Source organism: Nonomuraea sp. B19D2, from assembly GCF_040137845.1.
GTDB lineage: Bacteria > Actinomycetota > Actinomycetes > Streptosporangiales > Streptosporangiaceae > Nonomuraea.
In genome coordinates, this window is the sequence record NZ_JBEFAK010000031.1 from 71,952 (window position 1) to 86,573 (window position 14,622).

Annotated in this window: 11 protein-coding genes; 5 read left to right on the forward strand and 6 right to left on the reverse strand. The window is 70.3% G+C overall.

The annotated features are described in order from the left end of the window. Positions 1-47 precede the first annotated feature (47 nt). Positions 48-554 (reverse strand): hypothetical protein, encoded by a 507-nt coding sequence (locus tag ABN273_RS40445; RefSeq protein ID WP_349454623.1) that lies wholly within the window; start codon positions 552-554, stop codon positions 48-50. Positions 555-759: 205 nt separating this feature from the next. On the opposite strand from ABN273_RS40445, the gene ABN273_RS40450 reads away from it, so the two are divergent. Both ABN273_RS40450 and ABN273_RS40455 read left to right on the forward strand, forming a co-directional pair. Further along, positions 760-957, forward strand: coding sequence for a hypothetical protein (locus tag ABN273_RS40450; RefSeq protein ID WP_349454624.1), 198 nt, complete (start codon positions 760-762; stop codon positions 955-957). Between the two features lie 170 nt (positions 958-1,127). After that, the gene (locus ABN273_RS40455) at positions 1,128-1,424 is read left to right on the forward strand and encodes a hypothetical protein (RefSeq protein WP_349454625.1); all 297 of its coding nucleotides are present in this window, start codon (positions 1,128-1,130) and stop codon (positions 1,422-1,424) included. A gap of 71 nt (positions 1,425-1,495) precedes the next feature. Here the strand turns inward: ABN273_RS40455 and ABN273_RS40460 are convergent, their stop codons facing one another. The 4 genes from ABN273_RS40460 to ABN273_RS40475 form a co-directional block, all read right to left on the reverse strand. Beyond that, positions 1,496-2,080 (reverse strand): LAGLIDADG family homing endonuclease, encoded by a 585-nt coding sequence (locus ABN273_RS40460; RefSeq protein ID WP_349454626.1) that lies wholly within the window; start codon positions 2,078-2,080, stop codon positions 1,496-1,498. A 616-nt stretch (positions 2,081-2,696) separates the two neighbouring features. Continuing rightward, entirely contained in the window at positions 2,697-3,431 is a 735-nt protein-coding gene (gene thyX / locus ABN273_RS40465; protein WP_349454627.1) for an FAD-dependent thymidylate synthase, read from the reverse strand. A gap of 99 nt (positions 3,432-3,530) precedes the next feature. After that, the gene (locus tag ABN273_RS40470; RefSeq protein WP_349454628.1) at positions 3,531-4,682 is read right to left on the reverse strand and encodes an amidohydrolase family protein; all 1,152 of its coding nucleotides are present in this window, start codon (positions 4,680-4,682) and stop codon (positions 3,531-3,533) included. Between the two features lie 61 nt (positions 4,683-4,743). Next, positions 4,744-6,873 (reverse strand): anthranilate synthase component I, encoded by a 2,130-nt coding sequence (locus ABN273_RS40475; protein ID WP_349454629.1) that lies wholly within the window; start codon positions 6,871-6,873, stop codon positions 4,744-4,746. Positions 6,874-7,413: 540 nt separating this feature from the next. On the opposite strand from ABN273_RS40475, the gene ABN273_RS40480 reads away from it, so the two are divergent. The 3 genes from ABN273_RS40480 to ABN273_RS40490 all read left to right on the forward strand — a co-directional run bounded on the left by ABN273_RS40480 (position 7,414) and on the right by ABN273_RS40490 (position 13,513). Then, on the forward strand, positions 7,414-10,908 hold the full coding sequence (locus ABN273_RS40480) for an NIDO-like domain-containing protein (protein ID WP_349454630.1): 3,495 nt from the start codon (positions 7,414-7,416) through the stop codon (positions 10,906-10,908). 101 nt (positions 10,909-11,009) lie between these two features. After that, complete coding sequence (locus ABN273_RS40485; RefSeq protein ID WP_349454632.1) at positions 11,010-12,590, forward strand: CocE/NonD family hydrolase; 1,581 nt, start codon at positions 11,010-11,012, stop codon at positions 12,588-12,590. Further along, a complete protein-coding gene (locus ABN273_RS40490) occupies positions 12,572-13,513 on the forward strand; it encodes a helix-turn-helix transcriptional regulator (protein ID WP_349454633.1) in 942 nt (313 codons plus the stop codon). Before ABN273_RS40485 ends, ABN273_RS40490 begins: the two co-directional genes overlap by 19 nt. Here the strand turns inward: ABN273_RS40490 and ABN273_RS40495 are convergent. After that, positions 13,504-14,394, reverse strand: coding sequence for an SDR family oxidoreductase (locus tag ABN273_RS40495; protein ID WP_349454634.1), 891 nt, complete (start codon positions 14,392-14,394; stop codon positions 13,504-13,506). The genes ABN273_RS40490 and ABN273_RS40495 overlap by 10 nt on opposite strands. Positions 14,395-14,622 lie beyond the last annotated feature (228 nt).

Consider the following 14,622-nt stretch of genomic DNA (forward strand, 5'->3'; position numbering starts at 1 on the left):
TTCGGACGATTAATGCGAATAAAAATCGCGTTTAATGGCGAGCTCGGCTACCAGCCCCCCGAAGCCGCCGGTGCCCGCCGTGCCGGTGCCGCCCGGTCGGTACGACTCCCCACGTGCCGTACCGACAGGACGCGCCGCCGGCGGGCGTCGTAGCGCGCCCACCACCCTTCGGGCAGTGTCCCCGCCGGGTTGGTAGCGCCCATGCTGTGGTGCCCCACCGCTTGAACGTCCAGGCCGGCATGGGCGTCGGCCGCGTCCATCTTGCGGCCCCATGCCGCGTGCGGGGCGTACGCATCGTCCAGGAAGCGCGAGGCGGCCGCCCGCGCTCGGCGCGGGGACAGCGGTGGCCGGCGGAAGAGCAAGGCCGCCCGGGCCCGCAGCGGCAGTCGGCGAAAGGGGGCGTCCTGCCAGCCCTGTTCGGCCACCCGCAACGCGGTCAGGTAGGCGTCGGCCGCGGCCCGCCACTCCACGACCCGGTCCCGGTCCAGGTCGACCTCCGTCACCAGCCGGTCGGAGTGCCGCTCGGGGATGCCGCAGCGCCGGGCCGGCAGCATGGCCAACCCTTGGGAACGAGGTGAAGACCGTACTCGTCGTCCTCGGAGTCCTCCTTCACCCACACAGCCGTCCGGGTGATCCAGTCGCCAGAGGCCGGCGGCGCACTCAGCCGCTGACGGCGTCACGGTCCTGTGGTTATGACGCCGTTATGACGGCGCTCGACGATCCTGGGTGGGACGGATCCATCAGAAACAGGGGGAGAACATGCGGATTGTCACTGGAATCGTCGTCGCCGCCATGGGGGCCGCTCTGCTGACCGGCTCGATGGCTCATTCCGCGTCCGCGGCCTCGGACAGGGGCGGGCTGGGCAGCGGCAGCGGGCTCGGGCCGAGCAGCGAGATCGGCATGGGAAAGGGGATCAGCTCGGCCCCTCGGGGCAACGCAAGCCGGTTCGGCAGTTAGCACGGCCGCAAGGGGCGCCGGGGAGCTGCACCTCGCCAGGAGCGCGGGCGGCTCCTCGGTGCCGCCCCACCGGGGGTCGCGCGTGGGAGCTGATGGAAACGGAGCGGGCCGTCCTTGAGCCGGCCACTGACTCCGTTCCCGTCCCGTCGCGGCAGGCGTACCATCCGGCCATGGCAGTCCTCCATCCCCGGCGGGTGGCCTGGGAAGGCGCTCGGATCTTCGTCTCTGCCGCGAACACGGACGCCTACTGGTGGCTTAGCGACGCGGTCGGCCACTATCTGGGGATCATGTACCAGCTGCAGCTGTGCGAGACGCGGTTGCGGTTACAGGCGGAGGCGGAGGCGGAGGCGGTCTACGCGGAGGCGGGCGCGTGGCGCGCCCGATTGGACGAGCTCCTGGACACCCACCCCGCCGCGGCCGCGATCCTCACCCAGATGATCTCCGAGACGACCTCCCGCCTTCCCTGACGCAAGCGGCATGGCTCCCACGCGCAGCGCCGCGGCTGAGCGGCCGCTCACTCCAGTCTTTGCTGCATTGATCAATTGTCGATGCCTCCGGAGACGACCGGCTTCCCGCCGCGCCGGACGAGCAGCAGCCCATTTGGCACCTCCGCGCAATGGAACGAACCCCCATACGGCTCGAAGCCATCGTGACAGCCTTCTGCGTTCCAGTACACGCTTGGAGCCTTCCGATTGTGATTGACCAGCGGCTTGTTACGCCTGGACACCAGCGACACGACATAACAGGGTCGCGGGTTGCGGAAACGCTGCCCACTTGGCATGACCCGCTCGAGTCCGGTACGGTCATCGACACGCAGATTCGCACTTATGCCTGACTTTATGGCAAGGATCTGAAGCTCGTCGGCCATATGCCGTGAGACGGTATAAATCACACGGTGACCAGATTGCTTGTGCCGGCTTCCATCACCCTCGACCATCGCATCAAGAAAAGAGCTTATGGTCTGCGGTGGCCACTCACCGACCAAAGAGGGAATTCGCTTGTCCACGGCATGACCGAGCCGGGCCAGCATGTCTCTGAGGGCAATGCGTTGTGTACGCACACAGCCGTTTCCGGAGACCGGCACGTAGGCGGGAAGTCCCATCGCCTGAATCGTCTCCACCATACGATCGAGAACCGGCCCTCGGTTCTAGGTGAGAACGATCTGATGCCCGTTGACTGATCCCTCGGCAAGGTAGTAGCCAAGGAAACGCGCGAAAGGCTCTATCGGAAATGACACCCCCGGATAGCTTCGCACGCAAAGGACGCCGGAGTCACGACGCACCCAGGATCTCTCGGTGGCGGCGATCCGCACCGGCTCGGGCGCTCCCGGCCCCCAGCCTGCCCCCTTCTGGTATCGGACCCTACGGTGCAGCAGATCCAGCGGTGATTCCACGCCGAATTCCTGCTCGCCACGCCTGGCGGCTCTGGTGTCCACCCGTTGGACCCAGAGCCTATGACCTGGACCGACGAGCAGGTTTATCTGCTCCGATCGGACACGATAAGCCTGACCCGAGGAACCAATGTGCACTGTCCTCGTCGCCCGCTGATACTCCAATTGCCCCGTTCGGGGATTGATTGTCCCGAAGTCCTCACTGCCGTCCACGGCCGGCCAGCGCTTCCAACCGTGACGCGTGAGAACTTCGGAAGCGTCGTCGTAGCCGATTTCCCGCCCTGCGCGTTCTGACCTGGTCACCTCACCAGGAAACCAAAGGCCACCGACAATTCAGGGGAAGGTCAATTCAAGGGCAAACTCGCCCATTGGCCTCGAATGCCTCATGAGTCAAGGGCATGAGCTCCGCCCACAAGGCCTCCATCTTCTCGGCGACCATCTCGATCTCGCGCTGCGGGAACGACGGGAAGGCGGAATCCTCGCGCTTCACACGAAGAGACAGGAAGTTCATCAAGGCACGGGCGTTGCAGGTGGCGTACATCGAGGAATAGAGGCCCACGGGCAGCACCGTGCGGGCCACCTCGCGCGCCACCCCGGCCTCGAGCATTTCCAGATAAGCCCGATAGGACTGCCGGTAGCTTTCCTGGGTCGCCTCCGTCACCACCTTTTGCTGCTCGGCGGTGCCGTCCTTGAACACGTATTTGCCGGGCTTTCCTTCCTGCACCAGCTTCCGGTCGGGCCCCGGCACATAGAAAACCGGCGTCAACTTCCGATATCTGCCGGACTCCTCGTTATAGGAAAAGGTGCGGTGCCGCATGAACTCCCGGAATACGAAGATCGGCGCGCTGACGTAGAAGGTCATGGAAGAGTGCTCGAACGGCGTGCCGTGCCTGTCGCGCATCAGGAAGTTGATGAGGCCCTTGGAACGCTGGGGATCGGCTTCGATCTCCGCCAGAGAGCTCTCACCCTTGGTGGAGACGCGTGCGGCCCACAGCACGTCGGCGTCCGACGCGGCGGCCTTGACCAGCTCCACGTCCACGTCGCTGCGGAACTTGATCTCGGTCTCGGGTTCGGCATTGCCCATGGAGAGCCCCCGCTCAGGTTGGGTGTTGTGACGGCATCAAGCAAACCAGGTCGGGCCACTCGGCGCGAGTCAGGGGTGAGGCAGGCCGGCAAGGAGGAGTCACAGGCGGTAGACGCGGCGGGCGTTGCCTGAGCCGATCATGTGGGCGACGCGGGCGGCGTCGTCGGGGCTCCACTCCCCCGACGCCAGCCGCGACGCGAGCGCCGCGCCGAGCGCCTGCCGGTAGTGGAGCGCGCCCAGGTAGCCCGTCTCGGCCACGCCGTGGCAGCCGGTGCTGAACAGCTGCTTGTGGAACGGCGCCAGCTCGAGCAGCTCGTCCACGACCCTGGCCGAGGCGGCGGCGGTGTGCGGGAGGGCGAGGCCGACGTCCACGTACACGTGCGGGTAGAGGGCGGCGAGGTAGGCGGCCTGGCGGTGGTACGGGTAGCAGTGCAGCAGGATGATCGGCACGCCGAGCGGCTGCAGCATCGTGGCGAACTCGCTCAGCCGGCCCGGGTCGGTGCGGTGCAGGTCGAGGCCCGAGCCGCCGAAGCCCGTGTGGAACTGGACGGGCAGTCCCCGCTCCCTGGCCACGTCGACCGCGCACCAGAGCAGGTGGCGCAGCATGATCTCGTCGGTCAGCGGCTGCTTCGGGTCCGACAGCCGCCGGTTGGCCGCCGCGATCACCGATCCCCTGCTGGGCCTGGACGGATCGAAGTCGAGGCCGCACAGCGCGCCGATGACGGTCTTGAGCCCGACCGCCCTGGCGGCCCTGGCGGCCAGCTCCTCGCCGAGGCCGTCCAGGTAGTCCACGGCCAGCTGGGCCGTCTCGGCCACGTGCCGTTCGATCTGCTCGATCCGTACGAGCTCGTCCGCGGCGGCCCCGCCGTGGCGGCCCATCTCGGTGGCCGTCAGCACCTCGGCGTCCTCCGCGCCCGGGGCGGTGTCCACCAGGAACGCCACCACGCCGGCCCCCGCCAGCAGGCGCCGGTTGACCTCGGCCGCGCCCAGCTCCGCACGGCGGGAGAGGTAGACGGCGGGCGGCGCGTGCGGCTCCAGGTCGAGCACCGGCGCGCACCACCGGCGCACGGCCGCGCCGAACGGCGTGTCGAAATGGGTGGTGCCGGGCGGCGCCGGGCTGCCGCCCTCGTTGATGAGCAGCTCGAACTGGGCTCTGCTCAGGTCGTCTCGCCGTACCCCGTGACAGTGGTGGTCGACGAGCGGGGCGAGCAGCGCGTCACGCACCGTGGAGGGTAGATCTACGGGGAGCATGCGGAGACTCTAGGGGAGCCCCGCATGCCCCCGCGGCGGTTTTACCTACGACGGGGACCGCTCACCTGCGGCACAGGCGCAGCACGTTCGCGATGATCTTCGCGCCCGCGCCGCCCTCCTGCGTGAGGATCGACTCGGGGTGGAACTGCACCCCGAAGCGCCGCCGCTCGACGTCCTCGATGGCCATGACGTTGTCGTCGGGCGTGAAGGCGGTCGCGGTGAAGCCGACGACGCCGGGCCGCTTGGCGTGCAGCGAGTGGTAGCGGGCCGCGGTGAACTCCTCGGGCAGCCCCTCCAGCAGCGCGCTGCCGGCCTCCACCCGGGCGACCTGGCCGCGCTTGCCGTGCTCGGGGTAGTCCAGCAGCTCCAGCGTGCCGCCTTCGTGCTCCACCATGGCCTGTAGCCCCAGGCAGACGCCGAACACCGGCAGGTCGCGGGCGTAGACCTGGTCGAGCAGCGCCGCCATGCCGAAGTCGGACGGCCAGCCCGGCCCGGGCGAGAGCACCACCAGGTCGGGCGCGATGTCGTCGATCATGTGGGCCGGGAAGCCGTGGCGCAGCGTCACCACGTCGGCGCCTTCCTGACGGAAGTAGTCGGCCAGCGTGTTGACGAAGGAGTCCTCGTGGTCGACGAGCAGCACCTTCATGCCCTGGCCCGGCTGCGGCCTGGGCTCGGGGACCGGGACGGCGTCCGGCCGGTTGACCGCGGCCAGTGCGCCGAGCAGGGCGCTGGCCTTGAGCTCGGTCTCGCGCTCCTCCGACTCAGGGTCGGAGTCGAACAGCAGCGTGGCCCCGGCCCGCACGCTCGCCACGCCGTGCTTGATCTGCGCGGTGCGCAGGGTCAGGCCGGTGTTCATGGAGCCGTCGAAGCCGATGAAGCCGATGGCGCCGCCGTACCACTTGCGGGTGGTGGCCTCGTGGTCCTCGATGAACTGCATCGCCCACGTCTTGGGCGCGCCGGTGACCGTGACGGCCCACATGTGGGTGAGGAACGCGTCGAGCGCGTCGAACTCGGGGCGCAGCCGCCCCTCGATGTGGTCGACCGTGTGGATCAGGCGGGAGTAGAGCTCGATCTGGCGGCGGCCGATGACCTTGACGGTGCCCGGGACGCAGATGCGCGACTTGTCGTTGCGGTCGACGTCGGTGCACATGGTCAGCTCCGACTCCTCCTTGACGCTGGACAGGAGGGTGCGGATGGCCTCGGCGTCCTCGACCGGGTTGCTGCCGCGGGCGATGGTGCCGGAGATGGGGCAGGTCTCGACGCGGTCGCCGGTGACCCTGACGTACATCTCGGGCGAGGCGCCGACCAGGTGCTCGCCCTCGCCGAGGCTGATGATGAACTCGTACGGCGCGGGGTTGCTGTGCCGCAGGCCGCGGTAGAAGGCGGCCGGATCGGTGCAGACGGCGTGGAAGACCTGTCCGGGCACGACCTCGAACAGATCGCCGCGCTTGAACTTCTCCTTCGCGGCGGCCACGACCTTGGCGTACTCGCCCTTCTCCGGGTCCTCGGGCAGCCGGCCGGGGGGCACGGGCTCGGCGCTGGCGCCGGTGCGCTCCAGGCCGCGGGTGGTGGCGCCGTCGACGGTGAACTCGTAGCGGTATTCGACGCTGGTCTCGCGCTGCCTGTCGATCACGACGAGCCGGTCGGGCAGGTGGAGGACGAGGTCGCGCTGGTCGTCGGGGCGGACGAGCTCCTGCCTGATGGGCTCGAACTGGAAGGCCAGGTCGTAGCCGAACGCGCCGTACAGGCCCAGGTGCGGGTCGTCGCCCTTGAAGGCGGCGATGACCTCGCGGATCGCGGTGAACACGGTGGGCCTTCTGCTGCGCATCTCCTCCGGCAGCAGGTCTTCCGACTCCGGTATGTGCACCGCGACGTGGTCCGGGGTGGGCTCGGCGACCGGCTTGCCCGCGGCCAGCAGGCAGGAGGCGACGGCGGGCAGCACGACCCGGCCGCGGGCGTTGAGCGCGGTGGCCGAGATGGTGCGGCCCTTGGCGACCAGCTCGAGGCATGGATCGACGTAGCCGAAGGCCCAGCGGCTGTAGCGGCCCGGGTAGTCCATGCCCGAGGAGAACGCGCCGCCGCGCCTGGTCCCGAGCGCGGTCACGATCTCTTCCAGCGCCGCCTCGTCCACCTCGCGCGCCTCGCGCTCGACTCCGATGCCCCCGGCGGTGGTATATCCGCTCGTCTCCACGTCCTGCCCCTTTACCACGTCAAATGATCGAGCCCCGGGGGCGGACACGCGAAAGGCCGCCATCCGGGGCGGCCGTCCGTTCAGGAATGCGAAACACACGCCGCCTAGGAGCGGCGCCACCACTGAAGCTGGTCGTGATTTCGCATGCACACAGGTTAACCGCCGGACCATGATCGCGCAACGCGGTGGCGGGAGAGCCGGCCCGGCCCTCGCCTCCCGGGATGTTCAGAGGAGATCACCAAGGAGCAGGGTGTGCCCGAGGAGGAGCGGGCTGCCTTCATCGCCGAGGGCGCCGCGCTCACGCGGCCGGACCTCCCGCAGGAGGAGAAGATCGGCGGGTGGAGAAGATGGACGTCATCCGGTCCGCCGGCGGCCACGCGAGCCGACAAGACGGCGCTGCTCGTGCGGGCCCTGCAGCTGACCAGATTACATTTCGCGCCGTCTCTTGCTTTCCCGACAAGACCTCTTCACGCTTCTCGACAGAGGCGTGAAGATCACCTCTTGTCGCTAAGTCTCGTAAGTCTCGAAGGAGAGGCGCGCGTGCCCGAAACCCCCCGCTGGCGGGCGATCCTGACCGGGATCGTCGTCGTCGCAGGCTTATCCGTCCCGCAGGCCGCAGCTTACGCGGCGCCGAACCCCGCCAAGATAGACGCGACCGTCCAGGCGCAGCTGGCGCAGGACGACAAGGCCACTTTCTGGGTCCGGATGAAGGGGGCTGCCGACCTCAGCGGCGCCCGCCGGGCCGTCACCAAGGACGCAAAGGCCGAGCTGGTCTTCGAGTCGAAGACCGAGCGGGCCAGGACCGCGCAGGAGGGCCTGCGCAAGCTGCTCGACTCCCGCCACGCGGACTACACCTCGTACTGGATCGTCAACGCGGTGCGGGTGACCGCGGACGAGAAGCTGGCAGGCGAGATCGCCAAGCTGCCCGAGGTCGAGAGCCTCGAGCCGGTCCGCACCTACTCCCTGCCCAAGCCTGTTACGGGCAGCGCGGAGAACAAGGTCAACGCGGTCGAGTGGAACATCGACCGGGTCAACGCCCCGCGCGTCTGGAGCGAGCTGGGCAACCGCGGCGAGGGCATCGTCGTCGCCCACATCGACTCCGGCGCCCAGTTCGACCACTCCGAGCTGGTCCAGGGCTACCGGGGCAGAAACCAGGACGGCACGTTCAGCCACGACTACAACTGGTTCGACCCGGCGCGCATCTGCCCGGCGGCCGCGCCGTGCGACAACAACGGCCACGGCACCCACACCATGGGCACGATGGTCGGCGCGAACGGCATCGGCGTCGCGCCCGGCGCCAAGTGGATCGCCGCCAAGGGCTGCGAGGTCAACACCTGCACCGACGCCTCCCTGCTGGCGGCCGGCCAGTGGATCCTGGCGCCCACGGACCTCAGCGGCCGTAACCCGCGCCCCGACCTGGCGCCCGACATCGTCAACAACTCCTGGGGCGGCCCCGGGAACGATTTCTGGTACAAGGAGACGGTCGAGGCGTGGATCGCGGCCGGCATCTTCCCGGCGTTCGCCAACGGCAACGAGGGCCCGGCCTGCCGCACCAGCGGCTCGCCCGGCGACTACGTGAGCAGCTACAGCGCGGGCGGCTTCGACGTCAACAACGCGCTGTACAACCGGTCGAGCAAGGGCGAGGGCGAGGGCGGCGAGATCAAGCCGAACATCGCCGCCCCGGCCGTCAACGTGCGCTCCTCGACCCCCGGCAACTCTTACGACAGCTACACCGGCACGTCGATGGCCTCGCCGCACGTGGCGGCCACGGTCGCGCTGATCTGGTCGGGCTCGCCGGGGCTGCAGGGCAACGTGGCGGCCACCCGGCCGCTGCTCGACAGCACCGCGACCGACGTCAACGACACCAGCTGCGGCGGCACCGCGACCGACAACAACATCTGGGGTGAGGGCAGGCTCGACACGTACGCCGCCGTGCAGGCCGCGCCCCACGAGGGCCTCGGCGACCTGCGCGGCACGGTCACCGCGGGCGGCGCGCCCGTGGCCGGGGCGGCGGTCACGGTCTCCGGGCCGCTGAGCCGCGCCGTGACGACCGGCGAGGACGGCACGTACGCCATCCCGCGCCTGCTGCCCGGCGACTACCAGGTCAGCGTGGAGAAGTTCGGCCACGACAAGGCCACCGCTCCGGCCACGATCACGGCCGGTCAGTCCACGACCGCCGACGTGACCATGGTCAGACAGGCCGCGGGCGTGGTGTCCGGCACGGTCAGCACGGCGGGCACGCCGGAGCCGGGCGCGACGGTGGCGGCCACCGGCACTCCGGTCAGCGCGGTGACCGACGCGGCGGGCCGCTACCGGCTGACGCTGCCGCACGGCGACTACGAGCTGGCGGTCACGCCGTCCTCCCGCTGCTCCAGCGGCGCGACGGCGTCCGTCTCGGTGGCCGGCGACGTGGTCAAGCACATCGAACTGCCGCTGCGCGGCGACAACTTCGGCTACACCTGCAAGAGCGGCACGCAGGCGTACGTGGCGGGCACCGAGAAGCTGGCGCTGACCGGTGACGACGAGGCCCAGCAGGTGACGCTGCCGTTCCCGATCCCGTTCTACGGCACGGGTTACGGCAAGGCGTGGATCGGCACGAACGGGTACCTCACGTTCGCCACCGACCGGGTCACCACCGGCAGCAACGGCCGGCTGCCGACCACGAGCACGCCGAACAACGCGGTCTACCCGTACTGGGACGACCTGACGGTGGACGCCCAGGCCGGGGTCTACACCGCGGTGACGGGCACGGCGCCGCACCGGACATTCGTCGTGGAGTGGCGCAACGCCGGCTTCTACAACACCGACGACCAGCGGGTGTCGTTCTCGGCGCTGCTGGGCGAGGACGGCTCGATCGGCTTCCGGTACAAGGACATCGAGAGCGAGCGCGAGCAGGGCTCCAGCGCCACCGTCGGCGTCGAGAACGCGGGCGGCACCGACGCCATGCTGTACTCCTACGAGGAGCCGGTGCTGTCCACCGGGCAGGGCCTGACGTTCACGGCCAGCCGGCACGGCCTGGTCACCGGCGCGGTCACCGACGCCAACGACGGGCAGCCGCTGGCCGGGGCGACGGTGAAAGTGGGCGACGTGGCCACGTTCACGACCGGCGAGGACGGCTCGTTCTACGGGCAGGTGCCGGCCGGCGACTACGACGTCGTGGTCGCCAAGGAGCACTACGGCACCTTCACCAAGCCGGTCACGGTCGCGCCCACCACGGTGACGCGGATCGACACGGCGCTGGTCACCGGCCGGGTGAGCGCGTCGGCCGCCGAGCTGACCGTGGTGATGCCGGCCGAGTCCACCCGCACGCGGACCCTGGAGCTGACGAACCTGGGCTCGCCCACGCCGTACACGGTGGCCTCGGAGCCCTGGTTCGCCGCGACCCCGGCCTCGGGCGAGCTGGCCAAGGGGCAGAAGGTGACGCTGGAGGCGACGCTCTCCAGCGCCGGCGTCGCGCCGGGCACGGTGAAGACCGGCAAGCTGCTCGTCCGGTCGGCCAGCGGCCGGCAGCCGACCATCGAGGTCAAGGTGACGGTCGTGGTGCCCAAGCTCCAGGTGGCCATCGACGCGGGCGCCGGCAAGAGCCTGGTCGACGGCGCCGGTGACACCTGGACGCCCGACAAGAAGTACGCCGCCGGCGGCTACGGCTACGTGGCCACCTCGACCAGCACGTCGAGCACGTCCAGGACCATCGCGGGCACCGGCGACCAGGCGCTGTTCAGGACGGCCAGGGAGAAGATGCTGGAGTACCGGTTCGACAACGTGCCCGCCGGCACGTACACCGTCGAGCTGGACTTCGCCGACCTCAAGAGCACGCAGCCGGGCAGGCGCGTCTTCGACGTGCTGGTCGAGGGGCAGCTGGCGATCCCGGCGCTCGACCTGGCCCTGGAGGCGGGCACGTACACGGCGGTGAGCAGGCAGTACACGGTGAAGGTCACCGACGGCCAGCTCAACGTGCGCTTCGCCACCCGGCAGGGCGCGACGATCGTGAACGCCATCCGCATCTCGGAGCGCCCGGACAAGGCGACTCCGTAGCGGCTTCCGGGTAAGGGCACCCGGGTCCATGGGGTGCCCTTACCCGGAACGAACGCCCCCGGGATACCGCACACCGGGCGACATATGTTACTGGTAAGTACATGAGACGCGTGCGGCTCCAGCGGGATCTTCCCGTGCCGATGCCCGACGGCGTGACGCTGCTGGCCGACCACTACGCTCCGGCCGCGGCCGAGCGGGCACCCGTCATCCTGATGCGCTCCCCGTACGGCCGGCGCGGCCTGTTCGGCTGGTACTACGGCCGCGGCTTCGCCCGGCAGGGCTTCCACGTCGTCATCCAGAGCTGCCGCGGCGGCTTCGGCTCCGGCGGCCTGCTCGACCCGCTCGGCGACGAGCACGACGACGGCCTGGCCACCGTGGCCTGGCTGCGCAAGCAGCCGTGGTACGGCGGCTCGTTCGCGATGTTCGGCCCCTCCTACCTCGGCTACACGCAGTGGGCCGTCGCGCCCTACGCCGGGCCGGACCTGAAGGCCATGGCCACGCAGATCACCGCCTCTCAGTTCAGGGACGCCGCCTACGTGGGCGGCGCGTTCGCGCTGGAGTCGGCGCTGAGCTGGACCACGCTCACCGACACCATGTCGCGCCGCTTCGGCGGCGCCGCGGTGCTGACCGCGCCCAGGCTCGCCCGCAGAGCGGTCCTGTCGGGCCGCCCCGTGGCCGAGCTGGACCTGGCCTCGGCCGGGCGGCCGCTCCCGTTCTATCAGGACCTGCTCACCCACCACGCCGACCCGGCCGTCCCCTACTGGGACAGGCGCGACTTCTCCCCGAAGGTGGGCGAGGTGGAGGCGGCGGTCACCATGCTGGGCGGCTGGTACGACGTGTTCCTGCCGTGGCAGCTCAAGGACTACGCGGCGATGCGGGCCGCGGGGCGGCGGCCGTACCTGACGATCGGGCCCTGGTACCACGTCGACACCCGGCACGGGCGGCCCGCCATGGCCGAGGCGTCGGCCTGGTTCCGCGCGCACCTGATGGGCGACCACTCCGGGCTGCGGGCCGAGCCCGTGCGGCTCTACGTGACGGGGGCCGAGGAGTGGCGTGACTACCCCGACTGGCCGGTGCCCGGGATGCGGGAGCAGCGCTGGCATCTGCAGCACGGGTTCGGCCTGGGGACGGACGGGCCGCTGGACTCCCCGCCCGACCGGTTCCGGTACCACCCCGCCCATCCGACGCCCGTGATCGGCGGGCCCGTGCTGCTCGGCGACTCCAGGCCGCGCGACCAGCGGCGGCTGGAGCAGCGGCGCGACGTGCTGGTGTACAGTTCAGCGGCGCTGGAGTCGGACGTGGAGATGATCGGGCCGGTGCGGGCTGAGCTGTTCGTGCGGTCGAGCACGCCGTACGTGGACGTGGTGGTGCGGGTGTGCGACGTGCATCCTGACGGGCGCTCGTTCAACGTGTGCGAGGGCGTGCGCCGGTTGGCGGACGCCGGTCTCGAAGCGCGGCGGGTCTGCGTGGATCTCTGGCCGATCGCGCACCGCTTCGGGCGCGACCATCGGGTCAGGGTGCACGTGGCGGCGGGGGCGTACCCGACGATCGCCCGCAACCACGGCACCGGCGGCCCGCTGGGCGGCGGCGACGGGGCGATGGTGCCCGCCGACGTCGAGGTGTTCCACTCCCCCGGCCATCCCTCCGCTGTGGTGCTGCCGCTGTGCGTGCCTCGCGGTTGATGTCGCTGGTCCTGCTGTTGCAGGGCCGGGGCGGGATGACGGCGGCCGAGCTGGCCAAGGAGCTGGAGATCTCCGAGCGGACGGTGCACCGGGACGTGCTGGCGCTGTCGGAGGCGGGCGTGCCCGTGTACGCCGACCGGGGGCGGGGCGGCGGTTACCGGCTGCTGGACGGGTACCGGACGCGGCTGACCGGGCTGGACCGGGCCGAGGCGGAGGCGCTGTTCCTGTCGGGGGTGCCGGCGGCGCTGCGGGAGATGGGGCTGGAGGGGGTGGCGGCCACGGCCCGGCTGAAGGCCGCCGCCGCGCTCTCCCCCGCGCTGCGGGACGCGCCCGCCGTCGCGGCGCAGCGCTTCCACCTGGACGCGCCCGGCTGGTTCGTCGGCGACGACCCGCCGCCGGCGGCCCTGGCCCCGCTGGCCAGGGCCGTGTGGAACGACCGCCGCGTCTCGGCGGTCTACAAGGAGCGGGAACGGACGCTGGAGCCGTACGGGCTGGTGCTCAAGGCGGGCACCTGGTACCTGGCCGCGCGGCTCGGGACCCGGTTCCTGATCTTCCGGGTGCCCCGGTTCGGCGCGGTGTCCGTGCTCCCGGAGTCCTTCGACCGGGATGCCTCGTTCGACCTGGCGGCCTTCTGGGCGGGGCAGTCGGCGGAGTTCAGCCGGTCGCTGCTGCGGGACGTGGTCACGTTGCGGCTCAGCGAGCGGGGGGTGCGGATGCTGCGGCACATCGCCGACCCGGCCGCGGTCGACGACGCCCTCGCCTCGCTCCAGCCGGACGGGACGGTGCGGCTGGGGGTGGAGTCGGTGCAGGTGGCGTACTCGCAGGTGCTCCGGTTCGGGCCGGAGGCGGAGGTGCTCGATCCGCCGGAGCTGCGGGCGATGGTCGCCGACGCCGCCGCCCGCATGTCCGCCCTCTACCGGTAATCAGCCGGATCGAGCTCCTTGCCCGGCTCGCGTACCTCCGTGATGAAGCTCCACACCCGTGGCCGGCTGCCGTCAACGTCCGTGAGGCCGTACGCCTCGGCCAGTTCCTCGCTCGACACCGACTTGCCCGACCAGCGCTGACGGTCCGGGTCTGCGGCGAGGGCCGCCACGCCCTTGCCGACGTACGCGGGTGTTTCCGAGACCTGCCAGGCGATGTCCACCTTCGCCTCCCGCCAGTTGTCCTCGGTGACGCCGAAGTTGTCGAGCATGGCCTCCGAGCGCAGGAAGCCCGGCGTGACCGCCACCCCGGTGCCGCCGTACGGGCGCAGCTCGTTCGCCCAGGCGAACCCGAGCCGGTTCACCGACATCTTGGCCAGGTCGTAGTAGACGTTCTCCCGGTAACGGGTCTCGTTGAAGGCCCAGGTGCCGTCGGTGACCTCCACGACCAGCCCGCCCTCGTTCCTGATCAGCAGCGGGAGGAGGTGGTGGCTGGTGATGATGTGGGTGTCGACCGCCAGCCTGAGCAGCCGGAGCCCCTTGTCCATGTCGTGTTTCCAGACCGGGGTGTCCCACTCCCACAGGTGGTCGCCGCCCCACACGTCGTTGACCAGCACGTCGAGCCTGCCCTGCTCGCGGTCCACCCGCTCGGCCAGCGCCCCGACCTGGGCGGGGTCCAGGTGGTCGACCTGCACCGGGATGCCGGTCCCGCCGGCGGCGGTCACCAGCTGCGCCGTCTCCTCGATGGTCTCCGGCCGGTTCATCTCGGAGCGCTGCTCTCTCGTGCTCCTGCCGGTGCAGTAGACCGTCGCGCCGGCCGCGCCCAGCGCGACCGCGATGCCTCGTCCCGTTCCGCGGGTCGCCCCCGCTACCAAAGCAATCATGATGCCGAGCGTCTCCCGGAAACCCGACACCTCATGTCATCTTTTCCGCCGGCCTCTGGGGCGGGCGGACCGTTCGGCGCGGGGAAACGACCATTCAGCGCGTGGAGCCGGGATCGCGACATCGGGCGTGTATAGGGTTTGCCCAGGTGAGGCATGGTGCTCACCGGGCAGGTGTGACATTTTAGGCCAAACCGTAATATTAACGACATTGGGTTTAATACCCCCGAA